Origin of the sequence: Rhodococcus sp. OK302, assembly GCF_002245895.1 — a bacterium.
In the GTDB taxonomy this organism is placed as follows: domain Bacteria; phylum Actinomycetota; class Actinomycetes; order Mycobacteriales; family Mycobacteriaceae; genus Rhodococcus_F.
Genome location: NZ_NPJZ01000001.1, coordinates 297,027 through 319,163, shown reverse-complemented (window position 1 = coordinate 319,163; position 22,137 = coordinate 297,027). Strand labels below are relative to the sequence as shown.

The following is a 22,137-nucleotide window of genomic DNA, read 5'->3' as shown; positions in this document are numbered from 1 at the left end:
CGCTAGTCGACGCCGAAGCCAACCGCCTCCGGCGCGGTTCGTGTTCGAGGTGTTGGTCGAACCACACCGGGAGCCCGCCCGGCATTGGCTTGATCTGATGGAGGGCGAGACCGAACCCGAGATTGTCAGGACAGTCGATCCTGAGTTGATGATCTGGTCGTCGATCTGGCGGGATCGACCCGACGCGATTATTCGATTCGACATCGAATCAATCGGAAACAGCACGATGCTGTGTTGGACGCTGTTCGTGGATGACCCGATACCGTCAGACTCGGAGGTCGTCCTGATGCGCCGTCGGCTGAACGTACTGATTAACGCAAATCTACGATTCACATTTGGTCAGTAGTACTTCGCAGGGGTCCAGCAAGCGAGACGTGTCGGTGCGCCGTGGTGAGATAGAAACCTCATCGGGTGAAAAGGGGCGTTCGAGTGTTGACGTTTTATCGCGCAGAGCGCTCCGACACACTGGTCGCAGCTCTGACCACTCTCCTTCGTACGCCGCTATCGGACCCCTTTGCCCGGGAAATCATTGCCGTTCCCGCGAAAGGTGTGGAACGTTGGCTCAACCAGCAGCTTTCGGCACGCTTGGGCACCACGACGGCGTCGTCGCAGGACGGTATTTCTGCGAACATCAGCTTCCCGTCTCCCGCTCGTCTGGTCGACGAGGCCCTCGCTAGTGTCAGCGGCGTCAGCGCGGACAACGATCCTTGGGCGTCGAGGCGTCTGGTGTGGACTGTTCTTGATGCCATCGACGATTCCATCACTGAACCGTGGTGTGGAGTCTTGGCCAAGCACCTTCGGGGGCTCGGGGTGGGCCGACGGTTCGCGTCGGCGTCGCACGTCGCCGACTTGTTCCGCAGCTACGCGGCGCAGCGTCCGCAGATGCTGATCGACTGGGCAGCGGGACGGTTCACCGACGGCCAGGGTTCGCCGCTGGCCGAGGATTTCGAGTGGCAGGCCAGATTGTGGACCGTTGTTGCAGACCGAATTGATGCGCCTGGCCCAGCTGAGCGACTGATGACGGTGTGCCAGGCATTGCGCGAGGACGCATCGCTGGTTGATCTGCCCGAACGATTTTCGGTGTTCGGACCTACCCGACTTCCGGTCGATCAGCGTTTAGTTCTCGATGCATTGGCTGTTCACCGCGATGTGCATGTGTGGTTGCCACATCCCAGCCCGGCGCTGTGGGAGCAGCTCGGCAAGGAGTTGCCGACGGCTGCCCGTCGTTCGGCCGATACCTCTGCCCTGATCTCGCCGAATCCGTTGTTGTCCAGCCTGGCCCGCGATGTTCGAGAGATGCAGTCGAGTCTTTCAACCATCGATTTCAGATCGGTACATCTGCCCGCTGAGCCCAGAACTCAGACCCTGCTTGCGGAGGTGCAAGCAGACATCGTTGCAGACCGTGCGCCGATGTCCGGTGTGAAACCTGATGGGACAGTGCAGGTTCATGCCTGCCACGGTCCCGCTCGTCAGGTCGAGGTTCTGAGAGAATCGCTGTTGCGGTTGTTCGAGGACGATCCCACTCTCGAGCCTCGAGACGTTCTTGTCATGTGCCCGGACGTCGAAACATTCTCACCCTTGGTGCGCGCGGCATTCGGCCAGGGAATTCACGGCCACCCCGGACACCGGCTTCGGGTCCGCCTAGCCGATCGCGGTCTGCGCCAAACCAATCCGATGCTGGCTGTGCTGGCCACCCTGCTCGAGCTTGCCGACGGTCGTGCAACCGCCAGCCAGGTTCTCGATCTTGCCGCGAGTGAACCGGTACGCACACGTTTCTCGTTCTCCGACGACGAGTTGGAGCGGCTCCGTGAATGGGCCACCGCGGCCGGCGCACGGTGGGGAATCGACAGTCGGCAACGCGCAAACTTCGGTCTGAGAGGTTTTAAACAGAACACCTTCAACACAGCTGTCGACCGAATCTTGTTGGGCGCGAGTGCAGACGAATCGGAGAATGCCTGGCTGGATCTGGCGTTGCCACTCGACGACGTCGAGAGTACGGACATCGACCTCAGTGGACGTTTTGCCGAGTACATCGACCGAATGGCGGTATCGCTGCGCGATGTGGCCGGCCCTCATTCGCCGTCGGAGTGGCTTCGCGTACTCGTCCGAGCTCTCGATCTGCTCACCGATGCGGCCCCGGCCGACGCATGGCAGAGCGCGTCGGCGCACAGCGAACTCGCGAGTGCGCTCCAGTACGGTTCCGACACCACACTTGCGCTCTCCGATATCCGCGCGCTTCTCTCGAAAAGCTTGGCCGGCAAGCCGACTCGCGCCAACTTCCGTACCGGTGAATTGACTGTGTGCACCATGGTGCCGATGCGCTCGGTACCGCACCGCGTCGTTGTTCTCCTCGGTCTCGACGACGAGGTATTCCCGCGATCCGGGGGCGTCGACGGGGATGACATCCTGGCCCGCGATCCCATTGTCGGGGAAAGGGATCTGCGAAGCGAAGACAGGCAGCTTCTCCTCGACGCAGTCATGTCGGCCGGCGAGCATCTCCTTCTCCTGTACACCGGGGCAGATCCGGTCACTGGAGCAATCCGCCCGCCCGCAATTCCTCTGAGTGGACTGCTCGATGTCCTGAAATCGACGGTCGGGCAGGGAGGTATGGCGCAGGTACTTACGCGGCATCCGTTGCAGTCCTTCGATCGGCGGAACTTCCAACTCGATAGTCCGTTCAGCTTCGATGCCGCCGCGCTGGCAGGCGCACGGGCCATCGGGGGAACGCCGATCGAATTGCAGACGGTCCGCTCGGCGTCATTGCCCCCGATGCCTAACGATGATGTGGATCTGGCAGATCTGGTGTCTTTCCTGATCCATCCCGCGCGGGGTTTCCTCCGTCAACGGTTCGGTATCCGGGTTCCGGAAACGGGCGACGACATCGCAGATTCACTCGACGCGGAACTCGACGGCTTGGCAACCTGGGAGTTGGGAGACCGAATGCTCGCCTCCCGCTTGGTCGGTCGCAGTTCCGCAGACTTTCGGGCAGCCGAATGGCGCCGTGGAACCTTGCCCCCGTACTCACTCGGTAACACGGTGTTGGGCAACGTCGAGTGGGTAGTGGACCAGCTGGCTGGCCTCACCTTGCCGCATATGAACGGTGACGCGACCGCGGTCGACGTATCGGTCGAGATCGGTGACGGTCGACGACTTAACGGAACGGTTACGGGTGTCTATGGCAATTCGATTGTCCGGGCGCAGTATTCGTCGCTGGCGGCAAAACACAGGTTGACGGCGTGGGTTAATCTCTTGGCGCTGGCAGCGGCCGGTACTGACGGACAGATCAATGCGGTAACGGTGGGCCGCGGCGGGAACAGGCGCCCAGCCACCCGGTCGATTCTGGCTGCTCCGACCAACGCGCTGGACATACTGCGTCAGTTGGTCGATCTTCGCGATCGAGGTTTGCATGCGCCGATTCCGCTGTGGACCAATGCCACTGCCGAATACGCGAACCGGCGCTTTGGTGGTCAGTCGATCGACAACGCGATGAGTAGCGCCGAGGCAACTTGGGGACGCTCGTTCGGCGACGGAGTTGATCCGAGCAATGTCTACGTATTCGGAGAATCGAGCGCCTTTGCCGATCTCGCGGCAAGCGCACCCCTCGACGACGAATGTGTTTGGGCCGAAGAACCTACCCGGTTCGGGGTTCTGGCGAATCGACTCTGGCTACCGTTGTTGGCCAATGAAAGTGCGGAGTAGACATGGACTTCGATCTGTTGGGGAAACTTCCCACCGGAACAACGGTGCTGGAGGCGAGTGCCGGTACCGGCAAGACCTACGCCATTGTCGGACTGGCAACTCGGTGCGTAGCCGAGGGCGTTGCCGACATCTCGCAGGTACTGCTGGTGACATTCAGTCGGGCTGCCACACAAGAACTTCGGGAACGTACGCGTGAGCGGTTTGCCGGTGTTTCGGCAGCACTGGCCGATGTCGACAACGCTCGGTCATCCCAGGATGAGCTCATAAGCTACCTAGCTTCCGCCACTGATGACGAGGTGGCACTCCGTCGTCGTCGACTCCTCCGGGCTCTTGCCGAGTTCGATTCCGGAACCATGACCACGACGCACAGTTTCTGTCAGCGGATGCTCGACAGCCTGGGCATTGCGGGCGAACGGGAACCTGACGCGACGTTTGTCGAATCAGTTGACGACCTGATTGCCGAGGTCGTCACCGACCTCTATCTCATTCGGTACAGCGCTCTGGATACGTCGCCGCCGTTCTCGATGAACGATGCATTGGCAATTGCGCGCAGTGCGGTGGCAGATGGACAGGCAGTCCTCGAACCGGATGCCGATGAAGAAACCGTCCCCGGCCAGCGAGTATTGTTCGCGGCTGCGGCAAGAGTCGAGGTCGAACGACGTAAGCGGGCCAAAGGGATTCGCGACTTCAACGATCTCTTGACCCTCCTGCACGGTGTGCTCGCCGATCCGGACTACGGGCCCGAAGCATGCCGTCGAGTGCGCGAGAAGTTCCGGGTCGTGCTCATCGACGAGTTTCAGGACACCGACCCACTGCAGTGGGAAATCTTAAGGCTCGCGTTTCACGGACAGACTACGCTCGTCCTGGTCGGAGACCCCAAGCAGGCAATCTATGCGTTCCGCGGTGCCGAGGTGCTGAGTTACCTGGACGCAGTTCGGCAGGCCGATTCACATCAGGAACTCACTACCAACTGGCGCAGTGATCCGGGAGTTCTGACTGCGCTGCAACATCTGTACGGTGGCGCGGCGCTCGGTAACGAAGACATCGTGGCGCATCCGGTTGCGTCTTCGCACAAGGTTTCCCGGCTGTCCGGCCAGCCGCCCCTGCGATTGCGTTATCTCCCGCGAACGGGTGCGGGTCCGCTCAACCGGTCACAGTTCCCGGCGGTCGGTCGATTGCGTAGTCGAATCGCCGAGGATCTTGCCGCCGACGTAGTGCGGCTGTTGCACAGTGGTTCGAGTTTGGCTCTCGGTGGTTCCACACGGCCGGTAGTGCCCGGTGACGTCGCCGTCTTGGTGCGTAATCACAAGCAGGCCGAGATGATTCGCGGCACCCTCGAGCGCGTGGGTGTTCCGTCGGTGTTGGCGGGAGGCTCGAGCGTGTTCGCGACAGCGAGTGCCCAGCACTGGTTGTGGCTGTTGCAGGCTGTCGAGCAGCCGCATCGCAGCGACAGAGTGCGGTTGGCTGCACTGTCCCCGATCCTGGGGTATACGCCGGAGGCGGTGGATTCCGACGGCAACACCGTCGTGGCTGCGGTATCGGGTCAGTTGCGGGTGTTTGCCGAGCTGTTCGGGCGTATCGGTTTTGCCGCGGTGTTCGAACGTATCTCGTCTGAAACAAGCTTGGAGAGAAGGATATTGTCGGCGCCGGCGGGTGAGCGGCAGTTCACGGACCTGCGGCATATCGCGCAGATGCTGAGCCGAGTCGCGGCCGAAGAGTCCTTCGGGTTGAGTGCGCTGGTGCGTTGGCTCAGTGATCGAATCAAGGATCCTGCTTCGGGAAGCGTGACCGATCGCAGCCGACGTTTGGACAGTGACGCTGCGGCGGTGCAGATCGCGACGGTTCACGCCAGTAAGGGACTCGAGTTCCCGATTGTGTACGTGCCCTTCGGTTGGGACAGCGTCGGCGGATTCGCCGGCGCCACTCAGATGCTTCACGACGGGGACGGACGCCGACTGCTTGATGTCGGTGGCGAATACGGTCCGGGATACGGCGCTCGGAAGGTGACGGCTGAAACTGAAAGTGCGGGCGAGGAATTGCGTCTGCTGTACGTGGCACTCACCCGGGCGCAATGTCAGCTGGTCCTCTGGTGGGCACCGTCCTTCGGTACGTCGAGGTCCGCATTGCACAGGCTGCTACTCGGGCGCAGTCCCGGAATTTCCGAGCCGGCGCGAGTAGTGAAGGTGCTTGACGACGGCGTCATTGCGGCACGTTTGGAATCGTGGCCCGCCGAGAGGTCGGACGTGATTTCTGTTGAATCCGTGGGACCTCACCCGCCGTCCATCGAGCGATGGTCTGAATCCGGCACCAAGGCTTACACATTGGAAGCTGCAAGATTCGATCGTGATCTGGACACTCTCTGGCGTCGGACATCGTATTCGGCATTGACGGCGGGCGCTCACCACGCACCCACTGCTGACAGTGAGGCAGAGAATCCGGGGAAGGATGATGAACCGGAAGAATCCGTCGAGGCCGGTCCGGTAGTAGCGTCTCCGCTGGAAGCGCTACCGTCGCCAATGAACGGTTTGCCCGCCGGTGCAGCTTTCGGCACGTTGGTTCACGAAATCCTTGAAGTAGTGGACACGTCGGTGCAGGATTTGCGCAGCGAACTCGCTGATCGGTGCAGCGAGGCAGTATCCGCCCGCGCTGCGGATATCGACCCGAAAGCACTGGCCGATGCCTTGTTGCTGGTGATGCAGACGCCCTTGGGTTTCGGAACCTTGGCCACTATTGCACCGTCGAATCGACTGCCGGAGTTGGACTTCGAGCTGCCGCTGGCCGGTGGTGACGATCCGGTGTCCTTGAGTGTCACACTCCACCGGGTGGCGGACCTCCTCCGAAAGCACTTGCCGCACGGCGACATTCTTGTGGGTTACGCCGACCACCTCGACCGCGTCGAGACCATGCCCATGCGGGGATTTCTGACGGGAAGTATCGATGCGGTACTGCGGATCCCGGGTCCGTCGTTTGTGATCGTCGACTACAAGACCAACCGATTGGGTCGAGGCGATCTCACTGCGGCCCACTACACCCGGGACTTGATGGCAGCCGAAATGATCCGCTCGCACTACCCACTTCAAGCACTGTTGTATTCGGTTGCGCTGCACCGGTATTTGCGGTGGCGGCTCGCGGATTACGATCCGCATCGGCATCTCGGCGGCGCTCAGTACCAGTTCGTCCGCGGCATGCTCGGCCCCGGAAGCCCAGCAGACTGCGGCGTGTTCGAGTGGAAGCCGCCGGCCGCACTTGTAGTCGAGCTTTCGGATCTCCTTGCAGGCCATGTCCAGTCCGTCGATGCAGTGCAGGAGTCCCGATGACCGACGCGCAACTGGCCCAGCGAGCGCGGGGGATAGTGCGCACGTTCAACGAGGCTGGAGTTCTTGTGGCCGCCGACGTCCATGTGGCCGCCAGGCTGTGCGCCTTGGGCGGGGAACCGTCGCACGACGTCATGCTGGTTGCTGCCCTGGCTGTACGCGCGGTGCGCTCGGGATCGGTATGCCTGGATCTGCGACGCATGCATCTGGTCATCGTCGACGGCGCCACCGAAGCCGACCTCGCGGCGTTGCCGTGGCCGGAACCCGACGCGATTGTCAGTGCGTTGCGGCTCAGTCCACTGGTGATCGGTGGAACTGCCGGCCCGCTACGGCCACTGCGTCTGGTGGATACCGACGACGGCGAATTGTTGTACCTCGATCGGTACTTCTTGCAGGAGCAGACTATTCGCAGGGTACTCGACGAACGAGCCGCTACACATCCGGCAATCGACTCGGATGCGGTTCGTGCCGGGTTGGATAGATTCTTCGTTGACAATGCGGTGCCCACACCCAGTCCGGACCGCCAGCGGGTGGCGGCGGCGCTCGCGCTCACACACTGGACCACCGTCGTTGCCGGCGGGCCGGGAACCGGCAAGACTCACACGGTGGCACGTATTCTGGCGCTCCTCGTAGCCGAGCATGGTTCCACGGTCAGGATCGGACTTGCCGCGCCCACCGGTAAAGCCGCTGCGCGACTGCAGGAATCGGTACGTGAGCAAGCTGAGCTGTTGGGACTTCCATCCGAACTGACCGCGAAAACCTTGCACAGGTTGTTGGGATGGCAGCGCGGTAGTGCCAGTAGGTTCAAGTACAACGCGTCCAATCGACTGCCGTACGACGTGGTGGTGGTAGACGAGACCTCGATGGTGTCATTGACGTTGATGGCACGGTTGCTCGAGGCTGTGCGTCCTGATGCGAGGTTGCTCCTGGTCGGTGACCCGGATCAGCTGACCTCCGTCGACGCCGGCGCTGTTCTCGCCGACCTTGTTGCGCGGCCGTCACTAGCGCCGGGCAACCCGGTGCTCGACAGTGTGGTCGCTGAAGACCTTGCAGATCGCGATGCGGAAGAATCGCTCTCCGATCATGATCGAGATCGACTTCGAGCCGGTATCGTGCAGCTTTCCCGTGGCAGAAGATTCGACGGAACTATCGCGCGGTTGGCGCACGCGGTTCGAGAGGGCAAAGCTGCCGAGGTCATGGCGATCCTCCGCAGCGACGACCCTGCCGTGTCGTTCCACTCACCCGACGATCTGGACTCCTTGCGTGCAGACCTAGTCGGCAGTTCCGAAGCCGTGACCAGGTTCGCGGAATTGGGCGACGCATCGGGCGCCGTGAAAAGTATGGAAACGCATCGACTGCTGTGCGCTCACCGTGATGGCCCGTACGGAGTCAGTCGCTGGGCGCAGCAGGCCATGGACTGGGTTGGCAGCGCATCCGGGCAGTTCTTGAACCCCGCGCAGTGGTATCCCGGTCAGCCGTTGTTGGTGACAGCCAATGACTACGAGGTGGGTATCTACAACGGTGATACCGGGGTGATCGTCGATAGCGGCGATGGCGTACTCATGGCTGCGTTCCAACGCGGGAACGAGACCTTCGAGTTGCATCCGAGCTCGTTGTCGGCTGTGCAGACGGTGTACGCGATGACCATTCACCGAAGCCAGGGCAGCCAGTACGACACGGTCTCGGTGATGTTGCCGGCGGAGGCGTCGTCGCTACTGACCCGAGAGTTGTTGTACACCGCCATCACTCGCGCACGAACCCATGTACGGGTGATCGGAACGGAGGAATCCGTGCGGGCAGGAGTCGAGCGGCAGGTGCTTCGGGCCAGCGGATTGCGTCGCGAAATTCGGCCCTACTCGGGTTAAGAGTGCGGATGCCGGGTACTTATTGAGGGCATTGCCTCCGCTGTCGACGCTTGATCGAGCGATACCGAGACCCCATATGGAATCCGCAGATGCCCAACCGCTCAGCAATTCGGAGCGCGCTGAACTGGAGAAATTACGCGCCCAACTGGCGGCGACCAGCGGAGAGAAGCATGACGACGGGAAGCACGGTGGCCACTCGCGACTTCGGTGGACCGGCGTCGGGATCCTCCTCGTCTTGATTCTGGTGCTGTCGTTCTGCGGCGTTCTGGCTCGGTATGCGCGCAGCGAAGTGCTCGATACCGACCGCTATGTGCAGACCATCGCCCCGCTGGGGTCCAATCCGGTCCTGCAAGGCGAAATCACCGACCGAATCACCGATGAGATCGATTCCCAATTGGATATCGAAAAGGTGACCGCGGACGCGTTGACGTCTCTGACCGAGAATGCGGAGCGTGTGCCCCCGGTAGTTGTGGGGCTCGCGCCCGTGATTGCGGGTCAAGCGAAATCGTTCATCCATCAGACGGTGGGATCGTTGGTGGCCTCGGATCAGTTCGAAACGCTGTGGATCGAGGCGAACAAACAGGCCCACCAATCGTTGACGGCCGTGTTGACCGGCGATACAAGAGCTGGAATTCAGATCAATGATCAGGGCGAGGTCAGTATCTCGCTTGCACCGATCATCGAAAGGGCCAGCACGGTACTCACCGATCGTGGGTTTGCCTTTGCCGACAAGATTCCGGACGTGAACAAGACGTTCGTGATTTTCGAATCACCGAACCTGGTCAAGGCGCAGCGGGTGGTGTCAGCTCTGGACAAAGCGTCGGCTGTGTTGCCGTGGTTGATTCTGATTGCTGCCGCGGGGGCAATCTGGTGCGCACCGGCCGGGTCGCGTCGACGCGCTCTGGCCTTGGTCGGCGTCAGTATTGCCGTGGCGATGGCGCTCCTGGCGATAGCACTGAGCATCGGGCGGGCGGTGTATCTGGACGATATTCCGTCGGATGTCCTCTCACCTCAAGCGGCGGCGGTACTCATCGACACGCTTCTCTTGCCGCTCAAGACCAGCCTGCGCGCTGTATTCATTCTCGCCATTGTCATCGCGGTGGTCGGCTACCTCACCGGTCACTCGGCGTCGGCCAGTGCCGTGCGCCGCGGGTTCAGCAAGGCTGTCGACTCGGTAAGGTCTCCGAGTGCGGATCGTGAGCCCCGTGCCATCGAGGTGATGTGCGCTAAATACAGTGTGGCGCTTCGAGTTTTGTTTGTTGCGATTGCTGTAGCCGTATTGATTTTCTGGCGATATCCGTCCGGGGTCGTGGTGGCGGTGACAGTGCTCATTACCGTACTGGCCCTACTTGCTCTCGAGCTCATTGCGCGGCCGGCCCGCGCCCGCGGGAACTTGGTCGGTACTCAAAAGATGTGACATGTCGAAACTTTGATGTACCCTTGGGTCAGCTTCACGAGATGCGGTGCCAAGCTCCGACTGGCCGCACACCAACCCCACTGGCGTTCCGGGGTGGTTCGGATGACGAAGCGGTCCGCACCGACCGGTACGGGCAAGAGCGCCCCCGTCCGCGGCGGGCCAAGCCGCAGGAGTTCGTAATGAGCGAAAATGTGTTTGATCACGCTGAGTTGAGTCCCGAAGAGTTGCTCGATCCAGCAACCTTGGTCCCGGGTGACTTGATCGTTGCCGGGGGAGGGCGCGTCCTGGTAGTGGGATTTCCGCAGTCGCACAAGGATTCTCGGGGCAAAATTGTCTTCACCGTGGATACCGTTGCACGCGATGAAACGGCCGGCGTCACAGTCCTCGGAGAGGAAACCGTCTGGCACAGAGATCTTTTCGATCCCAGCAGGTACGAGTACGAGGTTGCCCCCACCCGCAGTGGTCTTCAGGAGATCCGGGCGCTCACGAGAAACGGTGTCAAGGTCGGCGCACTCAGAAGGTCGCTGTCGGACGGCTCGATCGTTGAAATCAGTCCGGCCAGTTCATTTCACCCGTTGCATGCGTTACTTCTCGATCAAGCTCGCAGAGTGCGTACTGCGGCGTGACCGGCGGTATCGGTACCTCCCGGGAACGGGAGGTACCGACACCGGTTCGTCAGACGTACTGCGAGTACGCGGGCAGATCCAGCTGACCGTTGCCGGACAACCCGATCACGATCACCTCCGGCTCGGTCGCGTTGCGTGCGTGGGCAATTGCCCCGGCGACGGCGTGAGTCGATTCCGGTGCGGGGATGATGCCTTCGGCGCGGGCAAATACCAGCCCGGCCTGCAGTGCCTCGTCCTGGCCAACTGCAATGGCGTCCATCAAACCGAGGTTGACAGCGTGCGAGACCATCGGCGACATGCCGTGGTACCGCAGGCCGCCGGCGTGGATGGCCGGGGGAACAAAATCCTTCCCCAACGTGTGCATCTTGAGCAGCGGCGTCAGACCGGCAACGTCACCGAAGTCGTAGCGGTACTCACCCTCGGTCAAGGACGGGCACGCTGACGGCTCGCAGGCGACCAGGCGAGTCTTGGTGCCCTCACGCAGATTGCGTCCGAGGAACGGGAATGTCAGACCAGCCAGGTTGGAACCTCCACCAGCGCAACCGAACACGATGTCCGGTACGGCGTCGCCGGCCTCTTCGAGCTGAACCATTGCTTCCTGGCCGATGACGGTCTGGTGCAGCATGACGTGGTTCAGAACGCTACCGAGGGAGTAGTGGGTATTGGGATCCTGAGCAGCAACCTCGACTGCCTCGCTGATCGCCATACCCAGTGAACCCGAGGTGCCGGGGTGCGACTTCAGCAGTGCGCGACCAGCTTCCGTCAGATCCGACGGCGACGGGTGGCAGATTCCGCCGTAGGCCTCCATCTGGATGCGACGGTACGGCTTCGAGTCGAAGGATGAGCGGACCTGCCAGACCTCGACCTCGAGTCCGAGAAGGGCGCCGGCGAAGGACAACGATGCGCCCCACTGGCCCGCGCCCGTTTCGGTGGTGAGCTTGGTCGTTCCTTCAAGTGCGTTGTAATACGCCTGAGCTACAGCGGTATTCGGCTTGTGTGAACCGACGGGGCTGACGCCTTCGTACTTGTAGTAGATACGCGCCGGCGTTCCCAGGGCGCGCTCGAGCCGGTGTGCCCGGACCAGCGGAGAGGGCCTCCACATGCCGTAGATCTCGCGGACGGTCTCCGGGATCTCGATGTATCGCTCCGTTGCCACTTCCTGCATGATGAGGCTCATCGGGAACAGCGGCGCCAGATCCTCGGGGCCCAGTGGCTCACGGGTACCGGGGTGCAGGTGCGGAGGGACGGGTTCGGGGAGGTCAGCCGCCAGGTTGTACCAATGCGTCGGAACCTTCGACGGGATGGATACGCCCAATGGCTCGAGCGAACGGTTGAGTGGTGTGGTGGTCAACTAACTCTCCTTCATGGATTCGAGTACCTGATACGAGTATCGGGGGATCCAATGCAGGAGCGTGCGGACCACCCGATCTGATTCGGGACAGCACGCAGTTGCGGCTGACCGTCAGCGGTCAAGCCACCAGGTGTGTGTAGGAAGCAAGGTCACGACGCGATGGTACATCGCGGGTTCGGAAGCGGTGTGTGTCGGCTCGGTGAACGGGCCGCAATTCGAGTGAGCACCGTTTGTCTCGAGCTAGCGCCCCTTTCAGCAGGCAAGAACGGGTGCTCACTACACACGGAGGGTGCTCACTCCCGGCCCGAATCACTGCTCCCATGACGTAGCGTGGTGGTGAATCCAGTCCACGAGGTGCGTGAAGGAGCTGCGGCGATGGCAGAGGTGAGTTCACGTGACCGGATGGTCCGCAGCGCAGTCGAGTTGATCAGCCGCAATGGCGTCGACGCGACCTCGTTCAACGACGTGATCAAGCACAGCGGGGCGCCGCGTGGTTCCATCTACCACCACTTTCCGGGCGGGAAGACTCAGCTGATGGTTGAGGCGGTGCAGGCTGCCGGCGCGATAATCACTCGCAGGATCAGTGCGGCAGCAGTCACGGGTTCGCCCGCCGACGTCATCGATGCCGTCGGCGATATCTGGCGTCGTAACCTCGCGCAGTCCGACTACGCGATCGGCTGCCCCGTCATCGCCGGCGGGCTGGCCAGAGCCAGTGAGCCCGAAGTCGCGGAGGCTGCTGCTGAGGTTCTCGCCGGTTGGCAGAAACTCGTCGAGGCTGCGCTGGAATCCGCAGGTTCACCGGCAGTGCAGGCTCAGTCGATGGCAAACCTGACTATCGCCTCGATCGAGGGGGCCGTTGCACTGTGTCAGACGACGCGGAGCATCGAACCCCTCGAACGAGTAATGGCGACCTTGCAGGAACTGTCGAAAATTACTGTGGCGCACCAATATTAAGTTCGTCCGGATGTGCGCCGACGCGGGTGCCGTCGTCGAGCGTCGCAATTTCGCTGAGGTCGAGTTCGGTCAATTCGAAGTCGAAGACGTCGATATTGGCGGCTATGCGGGCATCGTGAACGGACTTGGGAATCACGATCAAACCGTTCTGCAGATGCCAACGAATCAATACCTGCGCCGCCGACTTGCTGTGACGGTCACCGATGCGGGTGATGATCGGATCCGTCAGGAGCGTGTTCGGTTTGGACGCCGGACCCCAGCCGGCGTTGCTGGTGCCGCCGAGTGGGCTCCACGATTCGACGGCAATTCCATGCTCGGCGGCCTTCTCGCGAATCGCGTGCTGGGGGAGGTGTGGATGCAATTCCACCTGGTCCACCGCCGGGAGCAGCCCACCGCGGTCGACGAGAAGCTGCAGGTGGTGGGGTTCGAAATTACAAACACCGACGGCCTTCGCGCGGCCGGATTCTGCGATCTTCTCCATCGCGTCCCAGGTGCGGAGCAGACGTTCCTTGTCCTGGAGCGGCCAGTGAACGAGGTAGAGATCGACGTAATCGACGCCCAGTTTGTCGATGCTCGTATCAAATGCCTTCAGTGCAGGTTCGTAACCCTGATCCGAGTTCCACAGCTTGGTGGTCAGGAAGACGTCTTCGCGGGCAACTGATGAACGTGCAATGCCGCGTCCGACGCCTTCTTCGTTGCCATACGCCGAGGCCGTGTCGATGTGGCGGTATCCGGCCTCGTCGAGCGCAAATCGCACGACGTGTTCGGTTTCGTCATTGGTGGCCTGCCAGACGCCGAGGCCGAGTTGCGGGATGGTTGTTCCGGAATTCAGCGTGATGTCGGGGATGCTCATGCAACCAGGCTATCGAGGTCGTCTGAGGTTTTCCTGGCATCATTGACCTACGTGAATGGAATCCGAATGTTTGCCACCGATCTCGACGGCACTCTGCTGCGCTCCGATCGAACAATTTCGGAGCGTACCGCGCTGGCGATGGAGAATGCGCGGCTCGCCGGGATCGAAGTCGTGTGGGCCACGGCGCGTGCTCGCCATTCCGTACACACTCTCGCAAGTTCCTGCGGATTTCGCGGTAAAGCGGTGTGCGCCAACGGCGCCGTCATACTCGATCTTGCCGACGGTACCCCGAGGATCGTCGATACTGTCTCGATCGAAACGTCTTTGGCAGCAACGGCAATGGAGCAAATTCGAGCGTTGATTCCGGGTGTCGTGTTTGCAAACGTCGGGCCTACCCAATTCTTTGCGGAACCGGAATACGCTGCGCTGTGTGATTTCTCGGATCATCACCGACACCTCCACGAGATGGTTCTCGCGGACGCCTTGCCTCTGGAGATCGAACCGATGGTGAAGATCGTTGCTCGGCACCCGCACGTTCCGAGTGCTGACCTTTACCGGACTGCGGTGGCTGCCGGGATTGCCGGCGTCGAACTGACTCACTCGGGTGCCCCGTACATGGAAATGGCGGCGGCCGGTGTATCCAAAGCCAGTGCGCTGGCACAGTTGTGCGCGGCAGAAGGCATCGAACCTTCGGAGGTTGCAGCCGCGGGTGACGCCTTCAATGACATGGCGATGTTGATGTGGGCGGGCACCGCTCTGGCGCCGTCGAACGCTCTGCCCGAGATCCTCGAACTAGCCGATCGGGTATTGCCGAGCCACAATGACGACGGGGTGGCGAGTTATCTCGAGGAGTTGGTGGCAGGTCGGTAGTTTCAGCTGTTGACGGCTTTCGGTCCGAAACCCACGCCGCAGTCCGTCATGAACTCTGCGAATACTCGATCGAAGCGATCAGGATAGTCAAGATGCGGGAAATGCCCGGCGCGAGGGAAGATTTCGACGCGGCCGAGGGGGAGCTCTGCAACCGCATTCTGGGTGTGGGTGTTGGGGATGATGCTGTCTTCCGCACCCCAGACCAGTAGCGCCTGCAGGTTCTTGAACTTCTCGAAATGCGGTGTAGCCGTGACAGTCTGGCCTTGGTAGTTGATCACGGATCGGGCTGTCGCCAGAAATGCTTGGCGAGTGGACGCATCGGCAACGGAGGCAAAGCTTTTGCGCGCCTCGGTGGCGCTCGCACCCAATTTGAACAGGCCGATCTTGTTGAACTGTTCGAGCACCTTGTCCGTGGCGTCGGTCAGCGCCTTCGAAGCGAGGAGGGGAAGTACCAACTCGCTGCCCGGCAACGTTGCCGCGCGGAGGAGTGGGCTGACCTCCGGTCCCAAGCCGCCGCTGGCGACCAGGCACAGGCGCTCGACGCGGTCGGGGAACAAGTACAGCGTTTGCATGGCGACTCCGCCGCCGAGTGAATGGCCCACCAGCGTGGCGGACGGGATGTCGAGGGCTTCGAGTAGGTCACGCACGGTTGCTGCATGCGCGCTCAGTGAGTAATCGCCGGCAGGCTTGTCGGAGGCGCCATGGCCGAACAGATCGGGCGCGATGACGCGGTAGCGCCGGGAAAGTGTCTCGATCTGCGGTTCCCAGTTGGAGTGCGCTCCGAGAAGGCCGTGGATCAACACCACGACGGGCCCGTCGCCCTGATCGATGTATTTCAGCTGGTCACCGTGCAGTACAACGGTCTGCAGTTGGTCGGTTGCCATGATTGAACCTTCCAGAGTGAATCCAAAGTATCTGTTACCGGGGAGTGCCCAGTTCCCTCAGTATGCCCATCGGAAGGTCTGATGTCGTTGTCATCCGGGGTGTTGTGATGAACCGTGACCGGTGCCCAGCGTGGAGACGAAGGACTCACCTGATGCGCGGATCAGGTGAGTCCTTCGAGCTTTCCGAAGGTCAGGGGAATCCCTCTCCGGATATTTACGTGGTCATGCACTCACTAGTGCACTTCAACCGGTCTCCCGATGTTGGCGTACATCGTGTCGATCAGATCCGCGTAGCGTTCCAAAACCGCGCTGCGCCGGATCTTCTGTGTTGCGGTCAGCGTGCCCGCGTCGATCGACAGTTCCTCGGGAAGGATCTGCCATTTTCGGATCTGTGAGTAGCCCGGCAAGGTCTCGTTCACCGTTTCGATGATCTGCTCGATCTCGCGCGCAGGGTCCTCGTAGTGCTCGACCGCGGCCGGGGACAGTGTGAACAGCGCCGAGCAGAACGGTCGCCGGTCACCGACGACGAGTCCCTGCGAGACGAGCGGGTGCCGGGAGAGTTCGTGCTCGATCGGGGTCGGCGCGATGTTCTTCCCGCCGGAGGTGATGATGAGATCTTTGATCCGCCCCGTGATCGTGAGATACCCGTCCTCGTCGATCGAGCCCAGGTCGCCGGTGTGCAGCCACCCGTCACGCAGCGCCGCCGCGGTGGCCTCCGGGTTGTTCTGGTAGCCGGTGAACACGCCGACACCGCCGACCAGGAGCTCTCCTTCGGAGGAAATCTTGATCTCGAATCCGGGAAGGGCACGTCCGACAGAACCCAGCTTGAAGGCGTCGGTCGCGGAATTTGTCACCACACCACCACCTTCGGTGAGTCCGAAGCCTTCAAGGACCGGGACTCCAGCCTCATGGAAGAATTCCAGGATCTTCAAGTCGATCGGAGCTCCACCGGCGCTGAATTGCCGGACGCGCCCGCCCAGCATCGCCCGGGTCATGGCGAGGCGGTCCTGGTGGGATCGGGTCGGGTCGGCATGGACGGCGGAGTACAGCTTCTCGAAGATCCGGGGCACCGCCGGGATGTAATGCGGTTTGATCTCACCCAGGTCCGGCAGCATCTGCTGTGGATCTTTGGAGACGTAAGCGACGGTGCTGCCGTAGGCATAGCAGCACAGCACGACGACGCGGGCGAACAGGTGAGCCTGGGGGAGGAACACCGCAGCGGTCTCTCCGGGCAGGACCATCTTGTACGCGAGCAAACCGGCGTAGACACCCCGCAGGTTGTCGTGGGTGAGCGTGCAACCCTTCGACTTGCTGGTCGTTCCCGAGGTGTAGACGACGCTGGCGACGTCATTCGGTGTCACTGCCTTTGCGCGTGCCAGCAACTCCGCTCGGTGGGTGGCGTCGTCGCCGCGCGCAGCTACATCCTCGATTGACTCCGCGACTAATCCCGGGTGCAGGCCGATGACGGTCAGGCCCAAGCCGAGCGAGTCAACTATTTCCGCGGTGGTGGTGTTGTCGACGAACACCAGACTGGTCCCGCTGTCGCGCAGGACCCAATCCACCTCGGCCGCAGTGCTTGTCGAGAAGACGGGGACCGTCGCGGCCCCAGCCGCGAAGATCGCCATATCTGCTACGGTCCAAGCGGTTTGGGAATCCGCGAAGATTGCAATGCGGTCGCCGGGGGCGATCCCCATCGCGACCAACCCGGCCCCAGTGCGCTGGATCAGCTCGTCGGCCTCGAGGTAACTCACGTCGTGCCAGTCGCCGCCGAGACCATCCGGCCCACGGTGGCGGAACGCCGGGAAATCGCCGTGCCGCGCGCCGCTTACGGCGAGTGCGGCGAGTGTCGCCGGGATGTCGGGCATGGTCATCGGGTCCATTCGATTACCCCGTCGATTGCGATCCGCTCGGCTTGGGAGTAAGTGGGGCGACCTTCCTCGAGGTACCTCATCTGGAAGAGGTTCGCCGCATGACGCTTCACCGAGCCGCCGTCCTTGTCCTCCTGGTCACGGGCTTCGGAGAGCAGTGCCGCCCAGCCCGCGACATTGACCATGTCGCGGATCAGCCAGGTTACGAGCATGTGGCGCTCGTCGTCGTCCTCCGACGCCCTGATCACCTTTACTGCTTCTTCGATGCGGTCGAGACGGTCGGCCACCATCGATGCGTCCTCGAGCGACGCCATCTTGCCCGCGAAACGGCGCATGACGACGAGGTACGCGTCATCGACGTTGTAGCGCAGGATGTCTCGCATCACCTGGGCTCGGATCGCGTTGTGTGCGCCTTCCCAGTTTTCCTGAGTGATCGCGTCACGGAGCAAACGCGGGATGGGGGAGAAGGTCTCGATGGTGCCGTTCCCGGAGAACGTGTCGAGCGCATGGTGGCAATGATCGACGGCTGCCTCACCGGCGACAGCTTTGACCGCGCTCGACATCAGGCGGATGTAGCGAGTCGACTCGGTGTCGTTGACAATGCCGAGATCCACCTGGTCCTGCAGATCGATCAGCTGCCACAGCCCGGCCTGCATCGTGAGGGTGTGCGAGCGCATCAGGGCGAGATTCTCCCTGTTGACGGCATGGTCGATGACGGTCCGGCCGAAGACGGAGCGTTCCTGCGCGTACATCTTGGCGATGTCGTATGCCCGCGTCGACATTGCGATCACGGCGACGGACAGCGCCATCCGGGAGAGATGGATGAAATTGCTCATGACGATGTTGAAGCCGCGTTCGGCGTCGTCGCTCAGTGGAATGGCCCAGGCTCCGCGGTAGTCGATTTCCGCGGTGGCGAGCGCGCGCGTTCCGAGCTTGTCCTTCAGTCGGCGCAGCGTGTACGAGTTGTGCGAGCCGTCCGGCAATGTGCGGGGGACCAGGAACACCGACAAGCCCTTGGTCCCAAGGCGATCGATGTCATACCGGGCGGTGATGATGTTCAAGTCGGCATCGGCATTGGAGGTGAACCACTTCTCACCGGTGATCCGCCACTCGCCGTCCTCGTCGCGCTCCGCGATGGTCGCGTTGGCACCGACGTCGGATCCTCCGGTCACCTCGGTCAGGAACTGCGAGGCGGTGAGGTTGTCGCGGTAATTGGGAGTGAGGAGCTTCCCGATCCACTCCTGGGCGAAGGGGATCTCCGGGTGCTTCTCCAGCAGGCGAGCGGTCTCGAAGTTGCAGATGACCGGGCAATTGTGGCCGGCTTCGCCGAGCATGCTGGCGAGGAAGTAGAAGGCGAAACCTTCCTTGAGGCCACCGCGTTCGGTGAGCCGGCGCACGATGTCGGTGCCGTAGATGGCGTCGCCGACCTCCGCGTATCCGCCGTGATGGCGCACTTCGTCGATGCGACGCCCGATGCCGTCATACGGCTCATGGACGGGGTAGTTCATGCGCGAATCGTTGGCGTTCGCCGCCGGCTGCACTGCAGCGAGCGTAGCGCCGGCCTGATCGAGCTCGCTCGCGATGCTCTCCAACTGCTCCGCCGGGAAGTACTGGCGGAGTGTGTGCAGCATCTGGCCCTGGCGATCCCAGAAATTCTCTTCCACCTTTTCTTGGAAACGGGCATACTCGCCGCGGAATTTGTGGTGATTCGGCTGGGATGCCTCGCTACTGCCGCCGGCCTTGATGGAATTGGGTGTGATCCGCGTCGCTGTCATGTCAAGTACGTTACGAGGACTATGGAGCCAAATCTATCGGTGAAACAGACAGAACAATCGGCGCAAGAGACAACAGTGGTGATCCTCTGTCCGCCCCGAGCCGTCGCGATGAGCATCGCCTTGGCGAAGGATCTCTTCTGGGCCGCCACGCTCATCGCACCGGCCGGGCCACACCGAGTTCTCATCGCCTCCACGGACGGCGAACCAATTTGCTGCGGCGGCAACACCTACATCGACGCTGATTGCGGCATCGACGATCTGCAGGGCACGGTCGATCTGGTGTGGGTCGCCGGGGTGTGGGGCTGGCCCGGTCCTGGGACGGCGGCGATCGAGTCGTGGCTCGCCCGAGCGCACGACGCGGGGTCTTTGATCGGCGCAGCGGGCACCGCCACCACGTTGGTCGCGTCGGCGGGCATTCTGGATGGTCGCCTTGCGACTACGTATCCTCAGGCTGCCGCGGCTTTTGCCGAGCACTTCCCCGCGGTCAATCTGGAGCCGACGCGCGCGCTCACCGCCGCCGGAGGGGTGTTCTGCGCGCAGGGGATCAACTCGGGAGCTGACTTGGCCGTGTCCCTTATCGAGCGACTGCACGGGCCGCGTGTCGCGGCGTCCGTCGCGGACGACTACCTCGTCGATTTCCACCGGTCGTATCGAGTCACGCAAGTCGAATTCGACGCCGCCAAATATCACGGGCACGCCGACATTCTCGACGTCCAACTATGGCTCGAGACTCACTACGATCACCCCGTCCAGCTTTCCCGGCTCGCCACACACTTCTCGATGAGTCCGCGCACGCTGACGCGCAGATTCCTTTCTGCGACAGGGGAATTACCGACCGAATACCTCACTCGACTGAGAATGTCCGTCGCCGACGACTTGTTGCGCAACCACCGGCTCACAGTTTCAGAGGTTGCCCGGCGGGTCGGATACACCAATACCGGCGCGTTTTCGGATGCATATCTACGCACCTGGGGTCGACGGCCCAGCGCCATCCGTGCCACAGCCAAAGGCGGAACCCGCTCAGTCGAGCGGTGATTCGGGGCGGCGTGGGTTTACCGGGTGATAGGCGTCAGGCAAAATCCTCGAGTTTCCCGAACGTCAGGGCGACATCCCACGGATGGACGTTCCACGTTTGGATCGCTGCTGTGGCGAAGATGCCGGCGGCCTCGATGGTGTCCTGTGATGCCGGGGCGGCCACCGACACTCCGGGTTGATCGTTCGGAACGTCAGGCCAGACGCCGGTATCGGCGGGCGCCGGCGCTGCTTCCATGACGGCATTGGCCGTGCCGTCTTCGCTGATCACGGCAAACAGGCAATGTGGTTGCGGCGGAGCGTCCCATCCGCCGAGTTCGGCGAGCCAGAATTCACCGCGTCCGGCGGCCGAGAGTGCGACCGATGCGAGTACAAGTTCGAGATCGTCCCACGGATCTCCGACGACGGGAATCGCATCACCGAGTTGGAAAGGCTCGGCGAGGGCGGCGCTGTCGGGGGAGGCGAAACGCGGCTGAACAGTGAGTGTTCCCGCTTGCAGATCCAGCATGGCAACTTCACGAAATCTGTTGTCCGGCATCATAGTACGGGAGATTATTCCGCGTCCGAGAAGTTTGCCGAGGGCTTCGGGATTGTCGACGCTCCACAAGTGGGTCTCGTCCTCGGACCAGGTGCGGATCATGCCGCTGACGACGGGACTGATCAACACAGGCTCGAGTTGCGTGTTGCCTGTCGGTTCACTCATCGCTGGCTCCCGCCGAAGTTTGTGCCACCGGGCGCGTTCCGGGCGACACCATAAGTATGCCGCCCGGAACTGCCTGCGTAGTCACGCGGTCACATATGTGTGCCGCCGTCAATGCGGATTTCGGTTCCGGTGACGAAGGATCCGTCTTCGGATGCGAGCATCGCGATCACGCCGGCCACTGCGGACGGGGGAGCGAAGCCGTTGCCGATGGCCGGCAGCAACTTACTGATGAGGGAGTAGTCGATCTCTTCGGGGAATCCGGGGTTGGAGGTCATTCCCGACGCGATGCTGCCCGGTGCGACGGCAACAGCGCGCAGGCCCTGCTTGCTGTATTCGAGAGCGATTGCGTGCGTGAAGGACTGGATGGCACCCTTGGATGCGGCGTATGCAGCCATGTACGGGTGGGCGAATGTTGCGGACGTGGAGCTGAAGTTGACCACTACGCCGTTGCCGGTTTCGAGCAGCGCCGGGAGAGCCTCACGAGTCATGAGGAATGTGCCGGTGAGGTTGACACCGATGACGGTGTTCCAGAAGTCGAGTGACATCTCGTGGGTGTGTGCGGAGCGCAGAATTCCGGCCGCATTGACCAGCACGTCGAGTCCGCCGAGTGCGGTGATGGCAGAACCGATCTGCTCGTGCACGGAAGTCTCGTTGGAGATGTCGACGGTGACGATGCTGAGCCGGTCGCCGTCACCGGCAGCTACGGCTGCGGCCCGAGTGAGTTCCAGTCCGTCTTCCGAAATATCGGCTGCGACAACGGTGCCGCCTTCGGACAGGATCCGAGCAACTGTGGCCTGCCCGATGCCGGACCCTGCACCACTGATGAGGACACGTTTGTTGTCGAAGCGATTCATGAAGACTCTCCGGTCTGTCGAAGTGGATTGTGCCGTTTCCCATTCTGCGCGCTGAAGCACACCGAACCAGGG

15 protein-coding genes and 1 riboswitch are annotated in these 22,137 nt (G+C 62.1%); of the genes, 8 read left to right on the top strand and 7 right to left on the bottom strand.

Features of this window, described 5'->3' with window-relative positions; all coding sequences use genetic code 11:
• The first annotated feature begins 429 nt into the window (after positions 1–429).
• The 5 genes from recC (at position 430) to BDB13_RS01425 (ending at position 10,921) form a co-directional block, all read left to right on the top strand.
• Positions 430–3,699 (top strand): exodeoxyribonuclease V subunit gamma, encoded by a 3,270-nt coding sequence (gene recC / locus BDB13_RS01445; protein WP_094270087.1) that lies wholly within the window; start codon positions 430–432, stop codon positions 3,697–3,699.
• Positions 3,700–3,701: 2 nt separating this feature from the next.
• Positions 3,702–7,016, top strand: a complete 3,315-nt coding sequence (locus BDB13_RS01440) for a UvrD-helicase domain-containing protein (protein ID WP_094270086.1) — start codon at positions 3,702–3,704, stop codon at positions 7,014–7,016.
• The gene (gene recD / locus BDB13_RS01435; protein WP_094270085.1) at positions 7,013–8,878 is read left to right on the top strand and encodes an exodeoxyribonuclease V subunit alpha; all 1,866 of its coding nucleotides are present in this window, start codon (positions 7,013–7,015) and stop codon (positions 8,876–8,878) included. The genes BDB13_RS01440 and recD overlap by 4 nt, the downstream gene beginning before the upstream one ends.
• Before the next feature lie 76 nt (positions 8,879–8,954).
• Complete coding sequence (locus BDB13_RS01430; protein ID WP_094270084.1) at positions 8,955–10,295, top strand: hypothetical protein; 1,341 nt, start codon at positions 8,955–8,957, stop codon at positions 10,293–10,295.
• A 32-nt stretch (positions 10,296–10,327) separates the two neighbouring features.
• Positions 10,328–10,441: riboswitch (SAM riboswitch) on the top strand.
• Positions 10,442–10,474: 33 nt separating this feature from the next.
• Complete coding sequence (locus BDB13_RS01425) at positions 10,475–10,921, top strand: hypothetical protein (RefSeq protein WP_094270083.1); 447 nt, start codon at positions 10,475–10,477, stop codon at positions 10,919–10,921.
• Positions 10,922–10,970: 49 nt separating this feature from the next.
• On the opposite strand, the gene BDB13_RS01420 is transcribed toward BDB13_RS01425, so the two are convergent.
• Positions 10,971–12,272, bottom strand: coding sequence for a TrpB-like pyridoxal phosphate-dependent enzyme (locus BDB13_RS01420; protein ID WP_094270082.1), 1,302 nt, complete (start codon positions 12,270–12,272; stop codon positions 10,971–10,973).
• A gap of 375 nt (positions 12,273–12,647) precedes the next feature.
• On the opposite strand from BDB13_RS01420, the gene BDB13_RS01415 reads away from it, so the two are divergent.
• Positions 12,648–13,226 (top strand): TetR/AcrR family transcriptional regulator, encoded by a 579-nt coding sequence (locus BDB13_RS01415; RefSeq protein WP_094274586.1) that lies wholly within the window; start codon positions 12,648–12,650, stop codon positions 13,224–13,226.
• Here the strand turns inward: BDB13_RS01415 and BDB13_RS01410 are convergent.
• Positions 13,204–14,079 (bottom strand): aldo/keto reductase, encoded by an 876-nt coding sequence (locus BDB13_RS01410; protein ID WP_094270081.1) that lies wholly within the window; start codon positions 14,077–14,079, stop codon positions 13,204–13,206. The genes BDB13_RS01415 and BDB13_RS01410 overlap by 23 nt on opposite strands.
• Before the next feature lie 66 nt (positions 14,080–14,145).
• Here BDB13_RS01410 and BDB13_RS01405 point away from each other — a divergent pair, with 66 nt between their 5' ends.
• Positions 14,146–14,949 (top strand): HAD family hydrolase, encoded by an 804-nt coding sequence (locus BDB13_RS01405; protein ID WP_254922667.1) that lies wholly within the window; start codon positions 14,146–14,148, stop codon positions 14,947–14,949.
• A gap of 2 nt (positions 14,950–14,951) precedes the next feature.
• Here BDB13_RS01405 and BDB13_RS01400 read toward each other — a convergent pair whose 3' ends face one another.
• The 3 genes from BDB13_RS01400 to BDB13_RS01390 form a co-directional block, all read right to left on the bottom strand.
• Positions 14,952–15,833 (bottom strand): alpha/beta fold hydrolase, encoded by an 882-nt coding sequence (locus tag BDB13_RS01400; protein WP_094270079.1) that lies wholly within the window; start codon positions 15,831–15,833, stop codon positions 14,952–14,954.
• 233 nt (positions 15,834–16,066) lie between these two features.
• On the bottom strand, positions 16,067–17,704 hold the full coding sequence (locus BDB13_RS01395) for an AMP-dependent synthetase/ligase (RefSeq protein ID WP_176459500.1): 1,638 nt from the start codon (positions 17,702–17,704) through the stop codon (positions 16,067–16,069).
• The gene (locus BDB13_RS01390) at positions 17,701–19,476 is read right to left on the bottom strand and encodes an acyl-CoA dehydrogenase family protein (RefSeq protein ID WP_094270077.1); all 1,776 of its coding nucleotides are present in this window, start codon (positions 19,474–19,476) and stop codon (positions 17,701–17,703) included. Before BDB13_RS01390 ends, BDB13_RS01395 begins: the two co-directional genes overlap by 4 nt.
• 39 nt (positions 19,477–19,515) lie before the next feature.
• On the opposite strand from BDB13_RS01390, the gene BDB13_RS01385 reads away from it, so the two are divergent.
• The gene (locus BDB13_RS01385) at positions 19,516–20,511 is read left to right on the top strand and encodes a GlxA family transcriptional regulator (RefSeq protein ID WP_169634671.1); all 996 of its coding nucleotides are present in this window, start codon (positions 19,516–19,518) and stop codon (positions 20,509–20,511) included.
• A gap of 34 nt (positions 20,512–20,545) precedes the next feature.
• Here the strand turns inward: BDB13_RS01385 and BDB13_RS01380 are convergent, their stop codons facing one another.
• Together BDB13_RS01380 and BDB13_RS01375 are read right to left on the bottom strand one after the other, a co-directional pair.
• Entirely contained in the window at positions 20,546–21,211 is a 666-nt protein-coding gene (locus tag BDB13_RS01380) for a hypothetical protein (protein ID WP_094270075.1), read from the bottom strand.
• An 89-nt stretch (positions 21,212–21,300) separates the two neighbouring features.
• A complete protein-coding gene (locus BDB13_RS01375) occupies positions 21,301–22,065 on the bottom strand; it encodes an SDR family NAD(P)-dependent oxidoreductase (RefSeq protein ID WP_094270074.1) in 765 nt (254 codons plus the stop codon).
• Positions 22,066–22,137 lie beyond the last annotated feature (72 nt).

What these genes read in the sequence shown, in the direction of transcription:
- BDB13_RS01440 (WP_094270086.1), top strand. Translation starts at nt 3,702, where the DNA reads ATGGACTTCGATCTGTTGGGGAAACTTCCCACCGGAACAACGGTGCTG.
- recD (WP_094270085.1), top strand. Translation starts at nt 7,013, where the DNA reads ATGACCGACGCGCAACTGGCCCAGCGAGCGCGGGGGATAGTGCGCACG.
- BDB13_RS01430 (WP_094270084.1), top strand. Translation starts at nt 8,955, where the DNA reads ATGGAATCCGCAGATGCCCAACCGCTCAGCAATTCGGAGCGCGCTGAA.
- BDB13_RS01425 (WP_094270083.1), top strand. Translation starts at nt 10,475, where the DNA reads ATGAGCGAAAATGTGTTTGATCACGCTGAGTTGAGTCCCGAAGAGTTG.
- BDB13_RS01415 (WP_094274586.1), top strand. Translation starts at nt 12,648, where the DNA reads ATGGCAGAGGTGAGTTCACGTGACCGGATGGTCCGCAGCGCAGTCGAG.
- BDB13_RS01410 (WP_094270081.1), bottom strand. Translation starts at nt 14,079, where the DNA reads ATGAGCATCCCCGACATCACGCTGAATTCCGGAACAACCATCCCGCAA.
- BDB13_RS01405 (WP_254922667.1), top strand. Translation starts at nt 14,146, where the DNA reads ATGTTTGCCACCGATCTCGACGGCACTCTGCTGCGCTCCGATCGAACA.
- BDB13_RS01400 (WP_094270079.1), bottom strand. Translation starts at nt 15,833, where the DNA reads ATGGCAACCGACCAACTGCAGACCGTTGTACTGCACGGTGACCAGCTG.
- BDB13_RS01395 (WP_176459500.1), bottom strand. Translation starts at nt 17,704, where the DNA reads ATGACCATGCCCGACATCCCGGCGACACTCGCCGCACTCGCCGTAAGC.
- BDB13_RS01390 (WP_094270077.1), bottom strand. Translation starts at nt 19,476, where the DNA reads ATGACAGCGACGCGGATCACACCCAATTCCATCAAGGCCGGCGGCAGT.
- BDB13_RS01380 (WP_094270075.1), bottom strand. Translation starts at nt 21,211, where the DNA reads ATGAGTGAACCGACAGGCAACACGCAACTCGAGCCTGTGTTGATCAGT.
- BDB13_RS01375 (WP_094270074.1), bottom strand. Translation starts at nt 22,065, where the DNA reads ATGAATCGCTTCGACAACAAACGTGTCCTCATCAGTGGTGCAGGGTCC.